This window comes from Oryzibacillus soli, assembly GCF_051594765.1.
Taxonomy (GTDB): Bacteria; Bacillota; Bacilli; order Paenibacillales; family NBRC-103111; genus Paenibacillus_AR.
Map to the genome: position 1 here is coordinate 102,765 of NZ_JBPPGJ010000006.1, position 21,721 is coordinate 124,485.

Sequence of the window (21,721 nt, forward strand, 5' to 3'; positions counted from 1 at the left end):
CTTGTAAGATAACCATAGAACATACGGAGGGGTTAGGATGAATAAAAAAGGCTGGTCCGTTTTGTTAAGCGCTACCATGGGTCTCGGTCTCTTGGCCGGCTGCGGCGGCGGGGATAAGGATGCAACAAGCACAACGGGCGCTTCTTCCAGTCCGGGTGCGGCGACCTCGAGCGTCAAGCCGAAGGATCCGGTGACCATCAAGTTCCATACCCACGGCACCGAAGCTCAATATAACTGGAAGCAGACGCTGGAAGAATTCAATAAGGCCAACCCCGACATCAAGGTGGAGCTGGTCACCCTGAGCGAGAAGGGCGATACCGCGGAAGCCACCAAGAAGCTGGACCTGGCCGCCGCCTCCGGCGAACAGATGGACGTTCTGATGTTCAGCGACCCTGCCAGCTACGCTCAGCGCGTGGGCCTCGGCATGGTGGAACCCATCGACTCCTTCATCACCAAGGATGGCTACAAGGTTCCCGAAGAATATAAAGTCGACACCGTCCTGAACGGCAAATATTACGCGCTGCCCGGCAAGTTCAACCCGTGGTACGTGCTTCTGAACAAGGACCATCTGAAGGAAGCCGGCCTGACCGTGCCGACGGATTGGACCTGGGATGAGTTCGCCGACTATGCCAAGAAGCTGACCAAGGGCGATGGCGCCACCAAGCGCTACGGCACCTACTTCCATGGCCCGCAGGGCGGCGGCTGGATGGAATTCCTGAAGCTGAACCTGGCAAGCCAGGAGGACAACGTCGACTTCATCAAGGCTGACGGCACTTCCAACCTGGATAACCCGATGTTCAAGAAGACCCTGGAGCTGCGCGCCAAGATGGAGAAGGAAGACAAGTCCTCCGTGCCGTACTCCGAGATGCTGTCCCAGAAGCTGCACTACCGCACCCAATTCTTCAACCAGTCCGCCAGCATGATCCTGATCGGCAGCTGGATGAACAGCGAGCTGGGCGGCACCGACCAGAACGACCTGACCTTCAACGTAGCCGTCGCTCCGTATCCGAAGAACACCAAGTCCGACAAGGGCGGGTTCACGCCGGTAACAACCGACTTCATGGCAGTGGCCGCCACTTCCAAGCATAAGCAGGAAGCCTACCGCTTCATCCGCTGGTACACCACCGAGGGTCTGGCCAAGTTCGGCCGCAACATTCCGTCCTGGAACAAGGTGAAGGCAGACGATCTGGGCAAGATCACCACCGCCATCCTGTCCGGCACCAAGCATCCGGAGAAGGTTGACAAGGCTTCCCTGGACGCCGTACTGACCGCTTCCAAGTCTTCCAAGATCATTCCTCCGGTTGTATACCAAGCTGAGGTGTTCAAGGTGATCAACTCCGAATACGAGCTGTTCATCCTCGACAAGCAGAACCTGGATACGACGCTGAAGAACATGCAGGAGAAGGTCAACAAGATTATCGCATCCAACAAGAAGTAAATTGGTATAATGGTATTAAAAAAAGAGGGCTGGGGAGCTTCGCGCTCCCCCCCTCTTTTCGTCGCAAGGGGGCAGGACTCGCTTATGAAGACTACGCTGCTGCAACGGTTCCGGTCCTATTCCTTCCGCTACAAGCTGATGGTGGCCTCCATCGTCTGCGTGCTGATCCCGACCGTCGTGACCATGTCCTTGTCCAGCTACATGTCCCGGGATGCGGTCAAGGAGCAGGCCGTGGAGAACGGGCGGCAGTCTCTGCAGCTGGTGGACGGTTATGTGACCGGCCTCTTCCGGAGCATGCTGTATGTGGCCAATTACATTCACTTGGACACGGACATCAAGGTTATCCTGAAGGACCGGTCCAACGGCAGCCTGTACAAGGGAGCGGAGCAGGGCTACCGGGACTTCTACGACCGCAAGAGCATCGCGACGAAGATCGACAACCTGTCCATTGCCGGCGAGAAATTCAATGTGACGATTTTGCTCCCCAACGGGGAATTCTATGCCAATTATGCCGCTTCGGAGTTCAACCCCTCCGAGCTCTTCCATGCCTCGTGGTTCGGCCCGCTGCAGCAGATCCGCAGCCTGGAGACCTTATGGGTGGGGACGGAGCCGACCGTGTTCCGTTCGGACCGCAGCACCCATCCCTTCCAGATCAGCATCGCCCGGACCATCCGCTCCGATGACAACCAGATCATCGGCTACACGGTGGTGACAGCTTACGAGAGCACGGTGAAGGAGCTCTTGGAGAAGCTGACCGCGGGGCAGGAGATCATGCTCGTCGACCGGGACGGGACGATCCTCTCCCATAAGGATTCGAACCGTATCGGGACCCGGTTCCCCCTGGCCGTCGCCGAGGGCGGGAACGGCATCGTGGAGCTGAACGGAGAGAAGGTTCTGGTCTCCGTGGAGGCGCTCGACATCGCCGCTTCCGGCTGGAAGCTGGTCATGGTGACGCCCTACAAGGAAGCGGTGGCCAAGATCAACCGGATCTTCGACCGGGTGTTCATCATCCAGATGCTGGCCTTCGCTGTGTTCCTGCTCCTGCTCGTCTATCTGATCCGGACCTTCACCAATCCGCTGATGCGGCTGGCCCGGCTCTCGAAGACGGTCCAGCGGGGCAATCTGGAGGTCCGCTCCCGGATCCGGGGGCAGGACGAGATTGGACAGCTGGGCCAATCCTTCGATCAGATGCTGGATTACATCGGCAAGATGATCGAGGACATCACCTTGGAGCAGGCGGGCAAGCGCAAGGCGGAGCTGGCCATGCTCCAGGCCCAGATCAATCCGCACTTTCTGTTCAACGTGCTGAATTCCATCCGGATGAAGGTGCTCCGCAAGGGGGACCCGGAGAGCGCGGAGATGATCAGCTCGCTGTCCAAGCTCCTCCGGATGACCATCGACCGGGACAAGGCAGAGATTACGCTCCATGACGAGATCGAGGTGGTCATGGATTACATGAAGCTCATGAACATGCGCCAGAAGGACAAGGTGGCCCTGGAGCTGGATGTGGCGTCGGAGACGCTTCTGGAGAAGGTCCCCCGGTTCTTCCTGCAGCCGGTCATCGAGAACGCCATGATCCATGGCCTGCAGCAGATTCCGGGCACCATCTTCCTGAAGGCCCGGGCCACAGAGCAGTACCTGACCATCACGGTGACGGATGACGGGGAGGGCATGATCCGGGATGTGCTGGAGCGTCTGCGTCTGTCCATCCGGTCCGGGGTAACGGGCGGAGCGGAGGGAGAGCCCCGCAAGGGTTTCTCCGGCATCGGCCTGCCGAATGTGTTCGAACGATTGAAGATGACCTTCGGGGAAGCCTGCCAGATGAACGTGGACAGCTCCCCCGGGGAAGGCACCACCGTCACCATGATTATTCCGCGCAAAAGGAGGACCGAGCCCCATGTATAAGGTGATGCTGGTCGACGACGATTACCCGGTCCTGGAATATTTGTCCGAGTCTATTCCGTGGGAGGAACTGGGGCTTCAGCTTCAGGGAATCTACGAGAACGGGGCGGTGGCCCATGAGGCGGCCCTCCGGGAAGTCCCGGACATTCTGGTGACGGACATCGGCATGCCGAAGATGAACGGGCTGGAGCTGATCCGGCTCGTGAAGCAGCTGAATCCGATTCTGCGGACCGTCATCCTCTCCTGTCACAGCGATTTTCAATATGCCCAGCAGGCCGTCCGGCTGAACGTCCAGGAGTATATTCTGAAGGAGACGCTGGATCCCGGCGATCTGGAACGGCTCCTGGAGAAGTTCAAGACGGCGCTGGATCAGGAGCGAAGCCTGAATGTGGAGGCGCGGCGGCTGGAGCATCTTGTTCTGCAGAACAAGGGAGCCATGAAGGAGCGCTTCATCCGGGGGACCGTCCACCAGCCGATGCTCGACCCGGAGGCATGGAAGACGGAGGCCCGCACGTTCGGGCTGGACACGGGGGAGATGCTGTATCTGCCGGTGATCGGCTATCTGGATCAATACCGGTCCGCCAAGCGGCGGTTCGTCTCGGACGACATGCTCCACTTCGCTCTGGGGAATGTGGTGGAGGAAGTTCTCCGGGATGAAGAGCCGGAGACCATCCATTTTCCGTATGGCGTGAAGCTCTCCTTCTTCATCCGGACCTTCCCGGATACCTTGAAGGTGAACCGTTATGATGAGACGGCGGCTCTCATGTACCGGATCCGGGATGCCGTAGGGGCGTCGATCCGTGTGTCCATGTCGTTCCTGATCGGCCATATCTGCCGGTCTCCGGAGGAGCTGAAGCAGGAGCTGTCCTCGCTCTTGGCCGGCTCGAGCCAGCGCTTCTACCTGAAGCCGGGCTCCGTCGTCAAGAAGGAGCCGGGGATGGCGGTCAACCGGGAGGATCCCTTCGCGGTCTACAACCAGGCGGGTGAAGAGTTCCGCGATATGATCGTCGACAACCGGGCCGGCAGTCTGGTATCGACGGTGAACCGCTGGATGACCCATATGGAGGAGAAGCGGTACCCGCCGGAGCAGGTGAAGGACTGGACCTTGAAGCTCCTGCTCGATCTGAAGCTGAAGCTGCAGTCCATGCAGTACTTCCGGGCTTCGTATACGGTGGACATTCTGCACAAGGAGATCGTGGAGATCGATACGCTTCATGAGCTGAAGAGCTGGCTGATCGAGCATTTCGAATCTGCGGTTACGGCGGTGGGCGAGCTGTCCGGCCAGACGAGCCGGGTAGAGGTGTTGGACGCCAAGCAGTATATCGCGGGGCACCTCGACAAGAGGATCAGTCTGGAGGAGGTGGCCGAGTTCCTGCACTTGAACCCGAGCTATTTCAGCCGGCTGTTCAAGAAGGAGACGGGCGAGACCTTCATCGAGTACGTGACCAAGATGAAGATGGAGAAGGCCAAGGAGTATCTGGACCAGACGGGCCACTCCGTCGGCAGAATCTGCGAGCTCCTGGGGTACGACAACCAGAGCTACTTCATCAAGACGTTCAAGTCCATAACCGGTGTGACGCCGGTGGAATACCGAGGCAAATAAGGCGTGGGGGCGGAAGCGCCCCACGGAAGGAGCGGATACGGATGAGTGAGATTACGAAGAACGCCGTCACGCCGGCGGCACCGGCTTGGTGCGAGCAGGCATGGAAGGATATTGCGGGGAAGGTGGATCGGACCAGCCGGAGGATCGGAGCCCGGTTCCCTCACGCTTCCCAGGCTGGCCAATACGTGCTGGAGGAGCCCCATTGGTGGACGGCCGGGTTCTGGCCGGGGCTGCTGTGGCTCCTGTACCGGGAATCCAAGGACGAGCGGCTCCGGAGCATCGCCGAGGAATGCGAGGCCCAGCTGGATGGGGTCATCTCCGCTTACTATAGGCTGGACCACGACATCGGGTTCATGTGGACCCTGACCAGCGTGGCCCGGTTCAAGCTGACGGGCGAAGAGGAATCGAAGCGCCGGGCGCTCTTGGCGGCCAACCTCCTGATGGGACGGTTCAATCCCCAGGGCAACTTCATCCGGGCATGGAATCCGTGGAATGAGCACCAGGACAACCGGGGCTGGGCCATCATCGACTGCATGATGAACCTGCCGCTTCTGTACTGGGCGTCCGAGACGACGGCGGATCCCCGCTACAAGCATGTAGCCATCCGCCATGCGGATATGGTGCTGGCGAATTTCCTTCGTCCGGACGGCTCCGTCTACCACATCGTCACCTTCGATCCGGAGACGGGGGAGCGGACGGGCGCCTTGGGCGGCCAAGGCTATGCGGAGCATTCGGCCTGGTCCCGCGGCACCTCCTGGGCCATCTACGGCATGGCGCTCAGCTACCGCTATACCGGCAAGCAGGAGTATCTGGACGCGGCCAAGCGGACCGCTCATTTCTTCCTGAGCCAGCTGCCGGAGGACCATGTGCCGGTATGGGATTTCCGGCTGCCGGAGGGCGTGCCGCAGTATCGGGACTCCTCGGCAGGGGCCTGCGCCGCATGCGGCCTGCTCCTGATCGCGGAGCAGGTGGATCCGGTGGAGGGCAAGTTCTACCGCGCCGCCGCGGAGCGGATCCTGCACGCGTTGTACTCGCAGTACGGTGCTTGGGACGACGAGGCGGAGGAGGGCCTGGTGCTCCACGGCACCAGCCATTATCCGGAGCGCAGAAACATGGATGTGCCGCTGATCTACGGCGACTATTATTTTGTGGAAGGCATCTCGAGACTTCGGGGCAGCCGGGAGCTGTTCTGGTAATACGGGTTAACAGTGTACGTAATAAAGAAGTCGACCAATCCGATTGGTCGACTTCTTTATTATTTATTGAGCGGTCAAGATCTGCGGGCCATCGGCGGTGATGGCGATCGTATGCTCATATTGTGCGGCGAGCTTGCGATCCAGGGTCCGTGCGGTCCAGCCGTCCGCATCGATGGTCATGTAGTAGGTGCCTTCGGTGATCATGGGCTCGATTGTGAACACCATGCCTTCTTTGATGCGGGGGCCTTTGCCGGGCTTGCCGACATGCATATAGCTCGGATCCTCGTGCAGGTCCCGGCCGATACCATGCGCGAGAAGGTCGCGCACGACGCCGAAGCCGTTCGATTCGGCATGCCGCTGGATGGCGCTAGTCACGTCACCGAGCCGATGGCCGGGCTGCGCCTGCTCAATGCCGAGCTCAAGGCATTCCTTCGTGATGCGCATCAGCTTCTCGGCCGTCGGCGAGATCCTCCCGACCGCATAGGTCCAGGCCGAATCGCCGAGCCAGCCGTCTAGCTCTGCGACCGTGTCGATCGTTACAATATCGCCTTCCTCAAGCGGCTTATCGCTGGGGAAGCCGTGCGCGATCACGTCATTGACGGAGGCGCAGGTCGCATATTGATAGCCCTTGTAGCCCTTCGTAAAGGGCTTGGCGCCGTGTTTCAAGATGGTCTCTTCGAAGATGCGCTCAATTTCATTGGTCGTGATGCCCGGCTGGATGAGTGGTGCGATCACGCGATGGCATTCGGCCACCACTTGGCATGCCTTGCGGATGGCTTCGATTTCATGTTTGTTTTTTAAGATGATCATGTCGTATCAGGGCTCCTTTGTAATGGCTTGCATCGCAAGCCGGGCGATTCGGTCGACGTTCAGCTCGGAAGTGCCCGCATAGTAGTTCAATCCACAGCAGCCGACCAGTACGGCGAGCAGATGGTCAACGCTGTCATCATTGCGCTGGGTGATCGATTGGAGGGGAACGTACAGTCGTTCCAGGAATCGTTTCTTAGCGGGGAGCCGATCCTTCTCAGGCAAGGTGGTATAATGTTCCGATGCCATCTTGTAAACGAGATACGCGCGGGCGTCGGATTGCCATAGCCGTAGCAGGGCCATGCAATACATAGCAACCTTGCTGTCATCCAAGCTTCCGCCGCGGATGGTTGCCCATTCTTCCAGAGCCAGCTCGCATCGTTCGAAGCCGCTATCCAACACATCTTGTATCAATAGAAGCCGGTTGGGGTAATAATGGTACACGGTACCGTACCCGAGCCCGGCCTCCCGGGCTACATCGCGAATATCAAAGCTCCCGCCCGTACGGAAGTAAGCACGCGCGGTGGCGTCTAGGATTTGTTCCCTGCGCTGCGTGCGGATGAGTTCGTTTTGTTCTTTGGTACGGGGGCACATCGATGAGTGACCTCCTTATTTAGACCTGCAAATTTGTCAATATAAACTGATATTATCGCATGTGGCAGGGTTATGCAAGTTTATGTTTTTCTTGAAAATGAGAGTTTCGCCTTATAATGGGGGAGCTTGCACGGTATAATCAAGAGTCATAAGCATATTCGCCAGGAGGGGAAGAATGAATAACAGCGTCATAAGGGAGATGGAGATGGTTCCGATTCCCGAAGGAGAAGAGGATTTAAGAGATGACCGGAAGAAAAGCAGCTGGAAAGAGCAGATTGCTCCCTTCCTGCTGGCCCGGTATCCCGTTACTCAAGGACGGTATGGAGAGTTGATGAACCAAGTGACGGAGCCGGGAGGAGAACGAAAGCCGGCCGTACAGGTATCCTGGCTGGATGCAGTGGCCTTCTGCAACCTTCTGTCGCGGCGGGCAGGCCTGAAGGAATGTTATGCAGTGGTCGGAGAAGGATCGGAGACGGAGGTCCGGTGGGACCGCGATGCGGACGGCTTCCGGCTGCCTACCGAGGCGGAGTGGCAGTATGCCTGCAAAGCGGGGAAGACCGGCTATTATTACGGGGAGCTGGACCGAATCGCCTGGTATGAAGGGAATTCCGGAGGTGAGGCTCATGTTGTAGGAGAGAAGGAGCCGAACGCTTGGGGACTTTATGATATGTTGGGCAACGTCTGGGAATGGTGCTGGGATATCTATGATGCGGAGGTGTACGGCACCTATCGGGTCTTCCGGGGCGGCAGCTGGGCGGAGGAGGCTCGCGGTTGCGGATCGACCTGCCGCCGGCGCAGTCATCCGACGTTTCGCATCGACGATCTGGGATTCCGTGTGGCCCGGTCTGTCATAGAGAGGTAAAAGGATCCATATGAGGGAGGAATGTGTGGATGGAAGCGGTCAAGGAGGAAGTACAAGCTCTGTATCGCAGGCTCTTGGACGCCTGGAACCGGCGCGATGCTCGGGGGATGTCCGATTGCTTCTCGGAGGATGGGGAGAGTATCGGCTATGACGGAAGCCAGTCGCTGGGACGGCAAGAGATCTATATGCATCTGAAGCCGATCTTCGAGCATCATCCCACCGCACGGTTCGTCTGCAAAGTGAAGGAGGTGGTCCATTTGGGGGATTACGCAGCCATTCTCAGGGCCATCGCGGGAATGATTCCGCCCGGAGGGAAGGACCTGAATCCGAAGGTGAACACCCACCACACCCTAGTGACCGTAAGGGGCCAAGACGGATGGGAAATTCGGCTGTTCCAGAATACACCGGCCCAATTCCATGGCCGTCCGGAACGGGTCGAACAGATGACGGACGAGCTCCGGGAAGAGTTGATCTGAACAAATGACGAGGCGGGGCTGCCTGAATCCGCGGCGGCCCGTTTCCTAGAATATAAGCTGCAGCCAACCCAACAGGGACATCCATAACAGGATGCTTAACAGCGCTCCGTTCAACAATCCAACCGCCATATTTCCTCCATTCGTCATAGAAGAGGCACCTCCATCGACTGCAATTTCCTTATCCTTATATTACCTCCTCGATGTTATATCGGAATTTGGCAAGCATTTGCTTTTTGTTAGGTTTGCTAATGATGGCTTATCCATTCGATGGTTGGAAAAAAAGGTACAACGATATCGGCTCAGCCGGTGGTTTTTGAGGATCTGGATTTCTCTGCCAACTCCTATAGTTTATGGGGGATGAAGCTTTAGTTTTTGAATTGGAAGCGCATTCTTTACCGGTATAATAAAAATTACAACAAGAAGGCGGTTCACGAAATGAGAAACCCAAAAGGGAGGATACGATAGAATGACTTCTTCAACCAAACGGACAGCGATCCGGATGTTGGTTCCCGCTCTTGCATGGGGTGTCGTGATGACAGGCTGCAGCAGCTCCAAGGATTCTTCCGGCGACGCCACTCCGGCAGCGGGCAGCTCCGCACCGGCAGCCACCGCGGCCGCAACGGCCGATACCCAGAAGCCGGTCACACTGTCCGTCTTCATCGACAGCCCGTACCAGCAGCCCACGCCGGACAATAAGATCTACAAGATGATCAAGGAGAAGACCGGAGTCAGCCTGAAGATGGAATTCCTGGTGGGCGATCTGCAGCAGAAGCTCGGTGTCATGATCGCCGGCGGCGACTATCCGGACCTCATGTCCGGCAACGACAAGCTGATCACGGCGAACGCCTTTATTCCTCTGGAGGACCTGATTGAGAAGCATGCTCCGAACTTGAAGAAGCACTATGCGCAGGTCTGGGAGAAGATTAAGGATCCCGCCAGCGGTCACCTCTACGTCCTCCCGAACTACAACGTCTTCCAAGGGGAATTCTACGAAACCACCTATGAAGGTCCCGGCTTCTTCCTGCAGAAGGACGTTCTGAAGGAGATGGGTTGGCCGACGCCCAAGACGCTGGACGAATATTTCGATATCATCGCGAAGTACAAGGAGAAGCATCCGGATAAGATCGGCTTCACCACCCTGAACTTCGACTGGAGGGTGTTCCCTCTCCAGAACCCGCCGGAGCACTTGGCCGGACATCCGAACGACGGCGGCGTCATCGTCGATAACGCCAAGGCGCAGATCTTCGCCGACAAGGATGTCGCGAAGAACTACTATAAGAAGCTGAACGAGATCAATGAGAAGGGTCTCTTCGATAAGGAATCCCTGGTTCAGAACTATGACCAATACCTGGCCAAGATTGCCAGCGGCCGCGTCATCGGCATGTTCGACCAACACTGGAACTTCGGTGAAGGCGAGCGCTCCCTGATCTCCCAAGGCAAGATCGGCAGCACCTATGTGGGCTTCCCGCTTATGTACCCCGGCGCCCAGGAGCACTACCGCGACCGTCCGGTCGTGAACATCAACCGCGGATACGGCATCTCCGTCAAAGCCAAGGATCCGGTACGGATCATTAAATTCCTGGACGCTCTCATGACGGAGGATTGGCAGAAGACGCTGCAGTGGGGTATTCAGGGCGAAGACTATATGGTGAAGGACGGCAAGTACTACCGGACTCCGGAGCAGCGCGCCAAGGGCGACGACAACACCTGGAAGCTGGCCAACAAAGCGGAAGCGTTCTTCGGCGGCCTGCCGAAGATGCAGGGTACGTATGCAGACGGCAACGCGACGGATCCCAACACGCAGCCGCAGGAATTCTTCGACAGCCTGAAGCCGCTGGATCAAGAGGTCTTGAAGGCTTATAACAAGAAGACTTGGGCCGAATTCTTCAAGACGCCCCCGGAGAACCCGGTCTATTATCCGGCATGGTCCATCGACCTGATCGACGGTTCCCCTGCGAAGGTGGCCCAGACCAAGCTGAACGACCTGATGGTGAAATATTTGCCGAAGACCATTCTGGCCAAACCGGCTGACTTCGACAAGGTATGGAAAGAGTACACGGATGAGATCGGGAAGGTGAACGTGAAGGCCTACGAAGACCGCATCAACGATCAGCTCAAGTGGCGGATCGACAACTGGAGCCCGAAGAAGTAAATAGTCCGTAAAAAACGTGGAGCGGAGGAGACTCAGGTCTTCTCCGCTTCTCCACTTCAGACGAAGGCATTCCGGTTCGGGAGGGAAAATCGATGGCGGAAACCATACTGAATCAAGAAACCGGAACGAAGACAAGAACCAAGCGGAGAATCGATCCGGAGATCGGGGTCGAGCTCAGCTGGAAAACCATCAAAAGCCAAAAGCAATTGATCTTCATGTCGGTTCCGATCCTGCTGTACATCATTCTGTTCTTTTATGTCCCGATATGGGGATGGCTCATGGCCTTCCAGAATTACAAGCCGGCCTTGGATTTCTGGAAGCAAAAATGGGTGGGGCTCCAGCAGTTCCGGTTCCTGTTCGAGGATGACACCTTCATCCAAACCATCCGCAATACAATCGGGATGAGCCTGATCAACCTGGTCCTTGGTTTTTCGACGGCCATCATCCTGGCGCTGCTGTTAAATGAGATCAGGGTCAGCTTCCTGAAGCGCACCATCCAGACGGTATCCTATCTGCCTCACTTTCTCTCCTGGGTCATTGCGGCGGGAATCGTAGCCACCTCCTTGTCCGTTGACGACGGGATCGTGAATATTCTCTTGATGAAGCTGGGCTTGATTCACGAGCCCATCATGTGGCTTAGCGAAGGCAAGTACTTCTGGGGAATCGTGGGTGCGTCCAACGTATGGAAGGAGGTCGGCTGGAACACCATCATCTATCTGGCGGCCATTACGTCCATCGATCCGTCCTTGTACGAGGCAGCCTCCATGGACGGGGCCAACCGGTACCAGAAGATGCGGTATGTGACCCTTCCGGGGATCAAAGCGACCTTCATCATTCTCTTGATCATCAATATCGGCCATATTCTGGATGCAGGCTTCGAGGTGCAGTACCTGCTCGGCAACGGCCTGGTGGTGGACTGGTCCCAGACCATCGACATCTTCGTCCTGAAGTACGGGATCGCGTTAGGCAACTATTCGCTGGCCACCGCAGCCGGCATGTTCAAGACAGTAGTCAGCGTGATACTCGTTGTGATCGCCAACTCTATCGCGAAGCGCCTCGGCGAAGAGCGGTTACTATAAGGGGGGAATGAAGATGGCATCCACAGCTGTGCGCAAGAGCCAAGTAGAGCCGGCCGTATTCCATACCCTGAACGGGCTCTTCATGCTTGCGCTGTTCATCGTGACCTTGTACCCGTTCCTTCATACGCTGACCATTTCCTTGAACGAAGGCAACGACGCGCTCCGTGGAGGGGTTTACCTGTGGCCCCGGGCATGGACGCTGCAGAACTACAAGGCGGTCTTCATCTCAGGCACCATCTACCATGCGGCCTGGATCTCGGTGGCCCGAACGGTCACGACCACGGTCCTGGGCGTATTCCTGACCACCATGCTGGCATATACGCTGGCGCAGCCCCAATACATTTTCCGCAAAAAAATCGGTCTGATCTTCGTGCTGACCATGTATTTCAACGCCGGTCTGATTCCGAACTACTTCCTGATCAAGAGTCTGGGTCTTATCAACAGCTTCTGGGTGTATGTGCTGCCGGGTATGGTCAGTGCCTTCAACCTGATCGTGATCCGGACCTATATCAAGTCCCTTCCCGGCGGACTGGTTGAATCGGCGAAGATGGACGGAGCGGGAGATTTCAGGATTTTCATGCAGATCATTCTTCCGCTGTGCAAGCCGGTATTGGCCACCATCGCCTTGTTCATCGCCGTCGGCTCTTGGAACGCTTGGTTCGATACGTTCCTGTATGCATCCTCGGATCTGAAGCTCAGCACCCTGCAATATGAGATGATGAAGCTGCTGGGCTCGACCCAGAGCACGAATAGCGATCCGTCGCTAATGGCCGGCGTCAATACCAATCAATCCAAGGCGATGGTCACGCCCGCTTCGGTTCGTGCGGCGATTACCATTGTGACGGCCGTCCCGATTCTGTTCGTCTATCCGTTCCTTCAGAAGTATTTTGTGGTCGGATTGAACCTGGGCAGCGTCAAGGAATAAGCCGGCAGGATGAATGGAAAACCGTTTCAGCTGGGGCTGGGGCGGTTTTTCGATTCGTGTTTTGCTCATGTAAGCGCTATAATTGACATATCAAGCAAAATGGAGGGGTGGCACATTTGCTGAAGGCGCTGATTGCAGACGATGAACCGATCGTGCTCGAGGGTCTCCGATGGATGATCGATTGGAAGAGACTGGGGTTTGAGCTGGTTGGAGAGGCCTGTGACGGGGAAGAGGCCCTGAAGCTGATGGAGGAATGCCGCCCGGATCTGATCATGACGGACATTCGCATGCCGGTCATTGACGGTCTTGCTCTTATTCGGCAGGCTTCGGAACGGTACCCGCGGACCAAGTGCATTATCTTGAGCGGTTATGCCGACTTCGAATATGCCCGGCAAGCCGCCCGATACGGGGCATCGAATTATATCACGAAGCCGCTGGATGAAGAGGAGCTGGAGAAGGCGGTGGAAGCCGCAGCCGAGGCGATCCGCTGCGAATCGGCGGAGCTTCGGAGCCGGAAAGTGGCCGAAGCGCATATCCGGGAGGAGACGGTGACCCGGCTCTTGCTGGGGGATACACGGGAAGAGTGGGTCCGCTCCGCCCGTCTTCACTTGAACCTGGGTGAGCATACGCGGGTCCGGTGTCTGCAGCTGCTCCCCGGGAAGGACGGAGTGCTTCAGACGGCCGGCTGGTGTCCGGACGGAGCCGGAAGTCTGGAGCCGGGTCTTATGGTCCTTCCCTTCCGGATCACCCGGGAGCACCAAGGGGTGATACTGGCTTCAGGCTCTGCAGGTCCGTCTCTGTCCGCGGAGCTGGTGAGCCGGGTGGCCGCAGCGCTTCGGCCCCCTGGTCAAGAGCCGCCGTACTACTCGGTCAGCACCGAGCACCGGGGACCCTACGGCTTGCACCGGTCGTACCAAGAAGCCGTTACGGCGGGGATCTGCAAGCTCCCCACGAAGGAGGAGGGGGTATATCTCTACCAGGATAAGCTCTTGAAGAATGCGGCCCTTCCTCCGGAGGAGCTCAAAGCTTCGATCCTGCAGGCGATTGCGGGCGGCAATCCGGAAGGCGTCCGGCATTTCTCCAAAGCCTGCTTTGCCGCCATATCGGGCAACCAAGGCGCAGAGGGGTGGTCTGGAGCTTACCTGTCAACGGTCAAGCTGGAGGCTCTGAAGGTGCTGTTGGAGCATGGCGCTGATGTAGAGGAGTGGACGAAGCGCTGGTTCGCTGCGGCTCCTTATCAAGATCCCGGAGTAAACCAGTGCCGTTGGATCAAGGAGCTGGTGGCGGCAGCCGAATGGGTGGCGGCGGGCAAAGGGGCTCGAACGGATACGACCGTTCAAGCGGCCTTGGACTATATCAAGCTCCACTATCAGGAAAAGATGCAGCTGCAGCACATAGCGGACCGCCTGCATTTGAACCCGGCCTATCTGGGCCAGCGGTTCAAGAAGCAGCTCGGGGTTCCGTTTCATGAGTACCTGCATTCCGTTCGGATCGAGGAGGCGAAGAAGCTGCTGCGGCGGACGGACCTGAAGATTGCGGATATTGCAGCCCGAGTCGGCTATCCCGATACGGACTCCTTCACAAGCAAATTCAAAGCGATTACCGGGATGCTGCCTTCGGTCTACAAGAAGGATTGATGCCGGCAGGAGTGAAGCCTATGAAGATCAGATGGAAGCCAACCGGTATCGTGAACGACATTCCCTTAAAATATAAGTTCATCCTGATCAACCTGCTGTGCGTCCTACCCCTCATGTTCATCAACGCCCTGTTCTACGTTCAGAACAGCAGGAGCACCGAATCGAGGGAGCGGGAGAATCTGCAAATTTCCCTGGAGCGGGCGGCCTACGAGCTGAGCCAGATGGTGGACGTCTGCGTGACGATCGGCAGCACGGTGTCGGCTGACCGAACGTTCAACGAGCGCATCGAAACGGTCTATCCGGATTACTCCACGTACTATGATATGTATGACGGCTACTTGCGCGACAAACTCCGCCAGTATCCCAATATGTACCCCTACATCTCCTGGATCGGGGTGTATACGACGAATTCCTCCATCGAGAACGGGGGCGATTACTTTATCCTGAAGGATAGCGACAAGGACAGCGAGTGGTACAAGAAGATCCAGAGCAACAAGGAAAAGGTGCTTGTGACCTCCTATCTGGATATCAATCCGATGAATCCGGAGCAGAAGATGGTCTATGTCAGCATCATACGGAAGCTGGATACGTTTCCCGACCTGATGGCCCATACCAAGTACTTGCGGGTGGACCTGAAGCTGAACAAGCTGCAGGAGCTGTTCCATCAGGAGCGGAACTATCTGCGGTTCATCCTCTTGGATGAACAGAAGCGCATTGTCCTGGATTCGAGACAATCCTACTTCAACGAGGATAATCTACTGTCCACCCCCCCTTCGGGTACGGAGGCGGATCACTACGGAATGGGCTCCGCATTCGTCAGCCATCTGAAGGGAGCCAGCTATATGTCGGATTGGCAGCTGATCGGTATCCCCGCAACCAACCGGATCGAGCAGGAGCGCCGTTCCGTCCTTCGCTTCACCATCGCGCTGACGCTCATGAGCACGGTGGTTCCTTCGGTGCTGATCTATATCATTCTGCACTCCTACAACCTACGGGTCCGGCGGCTCTCCAAGCATATGCAGCTGGTCAAGAACGAGCGGTTCGAGCGGGTGGAGATGTATGAGGGAAAGGATGAAATCGGAGGCTTGATCCGAACCTTCAACCTGATGACGGAGAAGATCCGTAACCTGATCCACGATGTATATAAGCTGGACCTGCAGAAGAAGGATCTGGAGCTGGAGCAGGTACGGGCGGAGCTCAATTATCTGCAGAGCCAGGTGGATCCCCATTTCCTGTTCAATACGCTGAACGCCATTCTGATCGTGTGCAAGAAGCATAAGTACGAGCATGTGATGGATATTATCCGGAATCTGTCTCTTATCCTTCGGCGGCTGTTGGGCAGGAAGGATGACTTCATCTCGATCGAGGAGGAGCTGTCCTTCGTGGAGATGTATCTGCAGATAGAGAAGTTCCGGTTCCAGGACCGGTTTCACTACGAGATGGATATCGATCCTCGGGTGCTGTCCTGCCGGATTCCTAAGATGTGCATCCAGTCCCTGGTGGAGAATTCCTGCAAGCACGGCCTGCAGATGGTCAAGGGAGAGCGCAAAATCCGCATTGCCATCGGAATGGACGACCGGAGTCTGGTCATGCAGGTGGAGGATAACGGCATCGGGATGGACAGCGACAAGCTGAAGTGGATTCAGGAGCATCTCCATGCCGATGAAGAGACGGGAAAGAACATCGGCTTACGGAACGTTTACAAGCGGCTCAATTTGTACTACAAGGACCGCTCGTATTTCACGATCGACAGCAAAGAGAAGGAGTGCACCCGGGTCACCATCCGCATACCGTTAACCCTATTGTTCCCCCAAGAGGAGCTGGAAGCAAATGTATAAGGTGCTGTTCGCCGATGACGAGCCGATTGCCCTGGAAGGAATCGCCCTGCTGACGGACTGGGAGAAGCTGGGCTTCGAGATTTGCGGACTTTGCAGCAACGGTGAGGAGGCTTTGGCTGCGGCCGGATCCTCCCAGCCCGACCTGATCATAACGGATATCCGGATGCCGGGTCTCGACGGACTCCAGCTGATCAGCCGGATCAAGCAGGAGCTGGACCCTGCATACGACCCGATGTTCGTCATCATGAGCGGGTACGGTGACTTCGAATATGCCCGGTCCGCCCTGCGCTACGGGGTGAATCACTATCTGCTGAAGCCCGTGCTGGATACGGATTGGGAGCCCGTCATGGAGGAGATCCAAGAGAGGCTCCAGTCCAAGTGGAAGAAGCGGGAATGCCGGCTCTGGATGCAGAGCCGGGTGCTGGAGACGGCTCTGACCCGAACGATCCGCGGGGATGCGGCGGAGCTGGATGAGGAGGTGGCCGGCCGGCTGGAACGGTTGGATCAAGAATCCGAGGGATGGAGATACATCCACATCGAACGGGGAATGAGTGAGGTGGCGGAAGCCGTCAAACGGATGAAGCTTCCTTATCCTCGGGTGATGGTGCTGGACTGGGCTCCCGGCCATACTGGCCTGGTGGCGGAGATCTCCCTGGATGTGATGGGGATCGCCCGGAGCCTCTACCAGGAGCTGGCCGAACCGGAGGCCAGTGTGACGGTCGGACCGCCGGTCCGGTCGCTCCGGGAGCTGTCCGTTTCCTATTCGGGGGCGGTGGAGGCGGCCATTCATCATTTTTTCCATGCCGGGCATGGACCTGTGGAGTATGGCAGCGGCGTCACGACCGGACTGAGCTATGACTTGAAGGCGATGAAGACGGTGGAGCAGCTGCTGAGCGCGGCGGAGAAGCTGGAGGAGGAAGAGACAGGAGCCCTAATCGGGCGCTTAATACGGCTGTTTCGGGAGGAGAACACCGCACCGGAGGTCATTCAGACGCTGGGCGTCCATATGGTGCTGAGCACGATCGAGACCCTGCGGGAGCTGGGTGCCGAGTCAGAGCTGTGGACGAAATACCGGGACCTCCTCCGCACAGTGCCCAAATCCATATCGGAGCTGGAGCAATCGCTCCGGTCTTATATGGCCGAGTACATGAACCGGCTCCGCCGTCACAAGGAATCGGCATGCGGGCAGCCGCTGCAGGCCGTGGAACGGTATATCCGCGACAACTATCGGAAGCCCATGACCATCAAGGAAATCGGGGCGCGCTTTTTTCTGAATCCGGTCTACCTGGGGAGCGCCTTCTCGAATAAGTACGGCATCGGGATCATCGAGTATATCCATGATTTGCGCATTCAGGAGGCGAAGAGGCTGCTTCGGGAAACGGACCAAACCGTAAGCTCCATTGCCGAGGCGGTGGGGTATGTCCAATACAATCACTTCCTGATGGAGTTCGGGAAGCGGGTGGCCGAGAAGCCAAGCGCCTACAGAAAAAAAACAAGAGAACAGGCTTAAAGGGCCTGTTGATGAAGGGAGAGCTACATATGCTTCGAGTCGTAACCGTAGAAAACGGAATCGTGCAGGGACTGCCGGCAGCCGACCCCCGGATTACCAGCTTCAAGGGGGTCCCGTTCGCCGCACCGCCGGTAGGCGAGAACCGCTGGCGTGCGCCGCAGCCTGCGAAGGATTGGGAGGGCGTCTACAAAGCGTACGAATTCGCGCCGGTCTCGATGCAGGTGAGGCAGGAGATCGATGAGAAGAACATCTACACCCGGGAATGGGCGGTCGAGCCGGATATCGCCATGAGCGAGGACTGTCTATATCTGAACGTATGGACGCCGGCCAACCGGTCCGATGAGAAATTGCCGGTCTACGTCTGGTATTTCGGCGGGGGGCTGCAGGTCGGCCATACGGCTGAAATGGAATTTGACGGCGAACGGATCGCCCGTAGAGGCATTGTGGTGGTGACGGTGAATTATCGTCTGAATGTCTTCGGCTTTATGTGCCACCCCGAAATCACGGCGGAGGCACCGGAAGCGCCCGCCAACTTCGGCCACCTCGATCAGCAGGCTGCCACCCGATGGGTCAAGCGCAATATCGCGGCCTTCGGCGGCGACCCGGACCGCATCACCATCGGTGGGCAGTCCGCCGGCGGCTTAAGCGTCATGAGCCAGCTTACCTCCCCACAGAACAAGGGACTGTTCCAGGGGGCGATCATCCAGAGCGGAATGTTTACCGGGCTTTATCCGCGAACGCCGACACTTCGGCATATAGACCTGGAGGAAGCCGAGCAAGCCGGTGTCCGGTTCTTGGAATACCTGGGTGTAACGACGCTTGCGGAAGCCCGTCAGCTGGATGCGGTCTATCTTCGCGACAAGGCGGTGGAATACAGGGCCTTCTGGGGATCCGTCACCGATCGGTGCTTTAACGTAGGCAATCCGTTCGACTTGTTTCTTCAGGGCAAACGGTGGATGGTGCCGGTGATGGCGGGTCATACCTCCTCCGAGTTTATGACTGTCCCGGACGTGGATACGCTTGACGGCTTCAAGCGTATGGCGGCGGATCTATTCGGTGACGATGCCGAGACGTTCCTGACGCTATGCGGTGCAGCGTCGGCCGGCATGGAGGAGATCAGGAGGAACGCTTCGGTCAACGGCATCGAATATTCGATTCGTCTTGCGGCACAAGCCCAAGACCTTGCCGGTACGGACACTCCCATCTACTACTATCAGTTTGACGCGGAGATACCCGGCTGGGACAATCCCGGCACATTCCACTCGGTCGACCTCTGGTTTTTCTTCGAGACCCTTGCCAAATGCTGGAGACCGTTCGTCGGCAAGCACTACGATTTGGCCAGGCAAATGTGCCAGTACTGGGCCAACTTCATCCGCACCGGGGACCCGAACGGATTGGATGTAACCGGAATGGAGCTCCCGCAGTGGGAGCCCTATACCCCTGAAGCCCCGTATGGCATGCGGTTCGCCGACCAGGCCGATTTTTGCAGAGAACAGCCGAGTGAGCTGATGAGCTTCCTGGTCAAGCATAAACACATGAAGATCCGGGAGGGACTCGAATGAACAAACAAGGCTATAATCCGTATCTCCCTTCCTGGGAATACATACCCGATGGGGAACCCCATGTTTACGGGGACCGCGTGTATGTGTACGGCTCCCATGACCGCTTCAACGGGCATGTGTTCTGCCTGAACGATTACGTATGCTGGTCGGCTCCCGTCGATAACTTGGCGGATTGGCGCTATGAAGGCGTGATCTACCGGAAAACGGACGATCCTCTGAATCCGGACGGCCGGATGTGTCTCTATGCGCCGGACGTAACCCAGGGTCCCGATGGCCGGTATTATCTGTATTATGTATTGGATAAGGTCTCCGTCGTGTCCGTTGCGGTCTGTGATACGCCGGCCGGTACCTATGCATTCTACGGTTACGTGCAATACCCGGACGGCGTGCGGCTGGGCGAACGGGAAGGCGACCAGCCCCAGTTCGACCCGGGGGTCCTGACGGAAGGGGAGAGGACCTACCTGTATACCGGCTTCTGTCCCGCGGGTGACAAGACCCGTAAAGGTCCCATGGCGACGGTGCTCGGTCCGGATATGCTTACCATCATGGAAGAACCCGTCTTCATCGCACCGAGCGAGCCGTACAGCCGGGGGAGCGGGTACGAGGGGCATGAATTTTTCGAGGCGTCCTCCATCCGGAAGAAGGGCGATACCTACTACTTTGTCTACTCCTCGATCGTCTATCACGAGCTGTGCTATGCCACCAGCCGGCATCCCACGCAGGGCTTCGTGTACCAGGGCGTCATCGTCAGCAACAACGATCTCCATATCGACACCTACAAACCATCGAACAAGCCGATGTACTACGGCGGGAACAATCATGGCGGCATGGCGGAGATCGGGGGGAGATGGTACATCTTCTATCACCGGCATACAAACGGCACAAGCTACAGCCGGCAGGGCTGCATCGAACCGATTGAGTTCCTGGCGGACGGAACGATTCCGCAGGTGGAGATCACGTCCTGCGGACCTCATGGCGGGCCGCTGGCCGGACAGGGGGAATACCCCGCGTATATCGCCTGCAATCTGATCGGTCCGGAGGAGGCATTGTATACCGGCACATATGGGGCCTGGATGGACGGCCGGTTCCCGAAGATTACCCAGGACGGCAAGGATGGCGACGAGGAGATCGGGTATATCGCCAATATGAGGGACTCTGCAACGGCCGGGTTCAAATATTTCGACTGCCGGGGGATCCGCCGGGTCGGAATCAAGGTTCGAGGCTACTGTCGTGGACATTTCGCTGTGAAGACGGCTTGGGACGGACCGGTTCTTGGCACCATACCGGTAGACTTCACCAACGTGTGGACGGAATATGGGGCAGACATGGTCATCCCCGACGGCAAGCAAGCCTTATACTTCACCTACGAAGGAACGGGGAATGCCAGTCTGGCTTCCTTTAGTCTGGAGTAAGGAATATCGATGCTGAATGGGAGGAAGGCAGCCCACCCCGGTTCTTGACGGACCGGGGTATTCATGTTAGGTTGGGGTTATCGGTAACCCTACCATACTGATACCAGGACGAGGATAGAAGGAGGAGCTGCAACATGTTCAAACGGACCCATTGGGAATACCACGTTTCCGCGGACCGGAATGCTATGGGAGAGCTGGGGCTGCAGGGCTGGGAGCTGGTATCCGTGACGAAGTCGGACGATGGGCGGGAGACGTTCTATTATAAGAGGCCGGTGCCCAGCGTCAGCGAGAGGATTACTCTGGAGCAGCGGGAACGGGTTCTGCGGAAGGGGGAGCAAGCATGAAGAAGGGCGGAATTCTGCATCCGCAGCTGAGCCGTGTTCTGGCGGAGACCGGTCATACGGACCTGATCGCCGTCAGTGATAGAGGCTTCCCGGTGCCCGAGGGAATCGAACGGGTCGATCTGGGGCTTGTATCGGGGATTCCGACGGTGGCGGACGTCCTGCAAGCAATCGATGCGGAATTTATCATCGATACGGTGATTCTGACCCATGAGATGGAGGAAGCAAGTCCGGAACGGTACAGGGAGCTGACCGAGGGCTATCCGCATATACACTTCAAGCGGGTCCCCCATCAGGAGTTCAAACAGATGTGTCTGGAAGCCCGCGCCGTCGTGAAGACGGGGGATGCGGTGCCTTATGCGAACATCATCATCGTATCCGGGTAGG

At 57.5% G+C, this 21,721-nt stretch carries 18 protein-coding genes; 16 read left to right on the forward strand and 2 right to left on the reverse strand.

What is annotated here, in order from left to right; genetic code table 11:
* Positions 1–37 precede the first annotated feature (37 nt).
* From ACSEXW_RS09895 to ACSEXW_RS09910, 4 genes are all read left to right on the forward strand, one after another.
* Complete coding sequence (locus ACSEXW_RS09895) at positions 38–1,438, forward strand: ABC transporter substrate-binding protein (protein ID WP_438445969.1); 1,401 nt, start codon at positions 38–40, stop codon at positions 1,436–1,438.
* Positions 1,439–1,522: 84 nt separating this feature from the next.
* Complete coding sequence (locus ACSEXW_RS09900) at positions 1,523–3,343, forward strand: sensor histidine kinase (RefSeq protein ID WP_438445970.1); 1,821 nt, start codon at positions 1,523–1,525, stop codon at positions 3,341–3,343.
* A complete protein-coding gene (locus tag ACSEXW_RS09905) occupies positions 3,336–4,943 on the forward strand; it encodes a response regulator transcription factor (protein ID WP_438445971.1) in 1,608 nt (535 codons plus the stop codon). The genes ACSEXW_RS09900 and ACSEXW_RS09905 overlap by 8 nt, the downstream gene beginning before the upstream one ends.
* A 41-nt stretch (positions 4,944–4,984) precedes the next feature.
* The gene (locus ACSEXW_RS09910) at positions 4,985–6,139 is read left to right on the forward strand and encodes a glycoside hydrolase family 88 protein (protein ID WP_438445972.1); all 1,155 of its coding nucleotides are present in this window, start codon (positions 4,985–4,987) and stop codon (positions 6,137–6,139) included.
* A gap of 63 nt (positions 6,140–6,202) precedes the next feature.
* Here the strand turns inward: ACSEXW_RS09910 and map are convergent, their stop codons facing one another.
* Together map and ACSEXW_RS09920 are read right to left on the reverse strand one after the other, a co-directional pair.
* Complete coding sequence (gene map / locus ACSEXW_RS09915) at positions 6,203–6,949, reverse strand: type I methionyl aminopeptidase (RefSeq protein ID WP_438445973.1); 747 nt, start codon at positions 6,947–6,949, stop codon at positions 6,203–6,205.
* A 6-nt stretch (positions 6,950–6,955) separates the two neighbouring features.
* Complete coding sequence (locus ACSEXW_RS09920) at positions 6,956–7,540, reverse strand: TetR/AcrR family transcriptional regulator (protein ID WP_438445974.1); 585 nt, start codon at positions 7,538–7,540, stop codon at positions 6,956–6,958.
* Positions 7,541–7,715: 175 nt separating this feature from the next.
* Between ACSEXW_RS09920 and ACSEXW_RS09925 the strand changes: the two genes are divergently transcribed.
* The 12 genes from ACSEXW_RS09925 (at position 7,716) to rbsD (ending at position 21,720) form a co-directional block, all read left to right on the forward strand.
* A complete protein-coding gene (locus tag ACSEXW_RS09925) occupies positions 7,716–8,402 on the forward strand; it encodes a formylglycine-generating enzyme family protein (RefSeq protein WP_438445975.1) in 687 nt (228 codons plus the stop codon).
* Between the two features lie 29 nt (positions 8,403–8,431).
* Entirely contained in the window at positions 8,432–8,878 is a 447-nt protein-coding gene (locus ACSEXW_RS09930) for an SgcJ/EcaC family oxidoreductase (RefSeq protein ID WP_438445976.1), read from the forward strand.
* 466 nt (positions 8,879–9,344) lie between these two features.
* Positions 9,345–11,030, forward strand: coding sequence for a type 2 periplasmic-binding domain-containing protein (locus tag ACSEXW_RS09935; RefSeq protein WP_438445977.1), 1,686 nt, complete (start codon positions 9,345–9,347; stop codon positions 11,028–11,030).
* 215 nt (positions 11,031–11,245) lie between these two features.
* Positions 11,246–12,109 carry an ABC transporter permease gene (locus ACSEXW_RS09940; protein WP_438446127.1) on the forward strand — a complete coding sequence of 288 codons (864 nt, stop codon included), beginning with the start codon at positions 11,246–11,248 and terminating at the stop codon, positions 12,107–12,109.
* A gap of 13 nt (positions 12,110–12,122) precedes the next feature.
* The gene (locus ACSEXW_RS09945; RefSeq protein WP_438445978.1) at positions 12,123–13,034 is read left to right on the forward strand and encodes a carbohydrate ABC transporter permease; all 912 of its coding nucleotides are present in this window, start codon (positions 12,123–12,125) and stop codon (positions 13,032–13,034) included.
* 116 nt (positions 13,035–13,150) lie between these two features.
* Positions 13,151–14,671, forward strand: coding sequence for a response regulator (locus ACSEXW_RS09950; RefSeq protein WP_438445979.1), 1,521 nt, complete (start codon positions 13,151–13,153; stop codon positions 14,669–14,671).
* A gap of 20 nt (positions 14,672–14,691) precedes the next feature.
* A complete protein-coding gene (locus ACSEXW_RS09955; protein WP_438445980.1) occupies positions 14,692–16,509 on the forward strand; it encodes a sensor histidine kinase in 1,818 nt (605 codons plus the stop codon).
* Complete coding sequence (locus tag ACSEXW_RS09960) at positions 16,502–18,019, forward strand: response regulator (RefSeq protein WP_438445981.1); 1,518 nt, start codon at positions 16,502–16,504, stop codon at positions 18,017–18,019. The genes ACSEXW_RS09955 and ACSEXW_RS09960 overlap by 8 nt, the downstream gene beginning before the upstream one ends.
* Positions 18,020–18,048: 29 nt before the next feature.
* Positions 18,049–19,581, forward strand: coding sequence for a carboxylesterase/lipase family protein (locus tag ACSEXW_RS09965; protein ID WP_438445982.1), 1,533 nt, complete (start codon positions 18,049–18,051; stop codon positions 19,579–19,581).
* A complete protein-coding gene (locus tag ACSEXW_RS09970; RefSeq protein ID WP_438445983.1) occupies positions 19,578–20,993 on the forward strand; it encodes a family 43 glycosylhydrolase in 1,416 nt (471 codons plus the stop codon). Before ACSEXW_RS09965 ends, ACSEXW_RS09970 begins: the two co-directional genes overlap by 4 nt.
* Positions 20,994–21,127: 134 nt before the next feature.
* Positions 21,128–21,337, forward strand: coding sequence for a hypothetical protein (locus tag ACSEXW_RS09975; RefSeq protein WP_438445984.1), 210 nt, complete (start codon positions 21,128–21,130; stop codon positions 21,335–21,337).
* Positions 21,334–21,720, forward strand: a complete 387-nt coding sequence (gene rbsD / locus ACSEXW_RS09980; protein WP_438445985.1) for a D-ribose pyranase — start codon at positions 21,334–21,336, stop codon at positions 21,718–21,720. The genes ACSEXW_RS09975 and rbsD overlap by 4 nt, the downstream gene beginning before the upstream one ends.
* Position 21,721 lies beyond the last annotated feature (1 nt).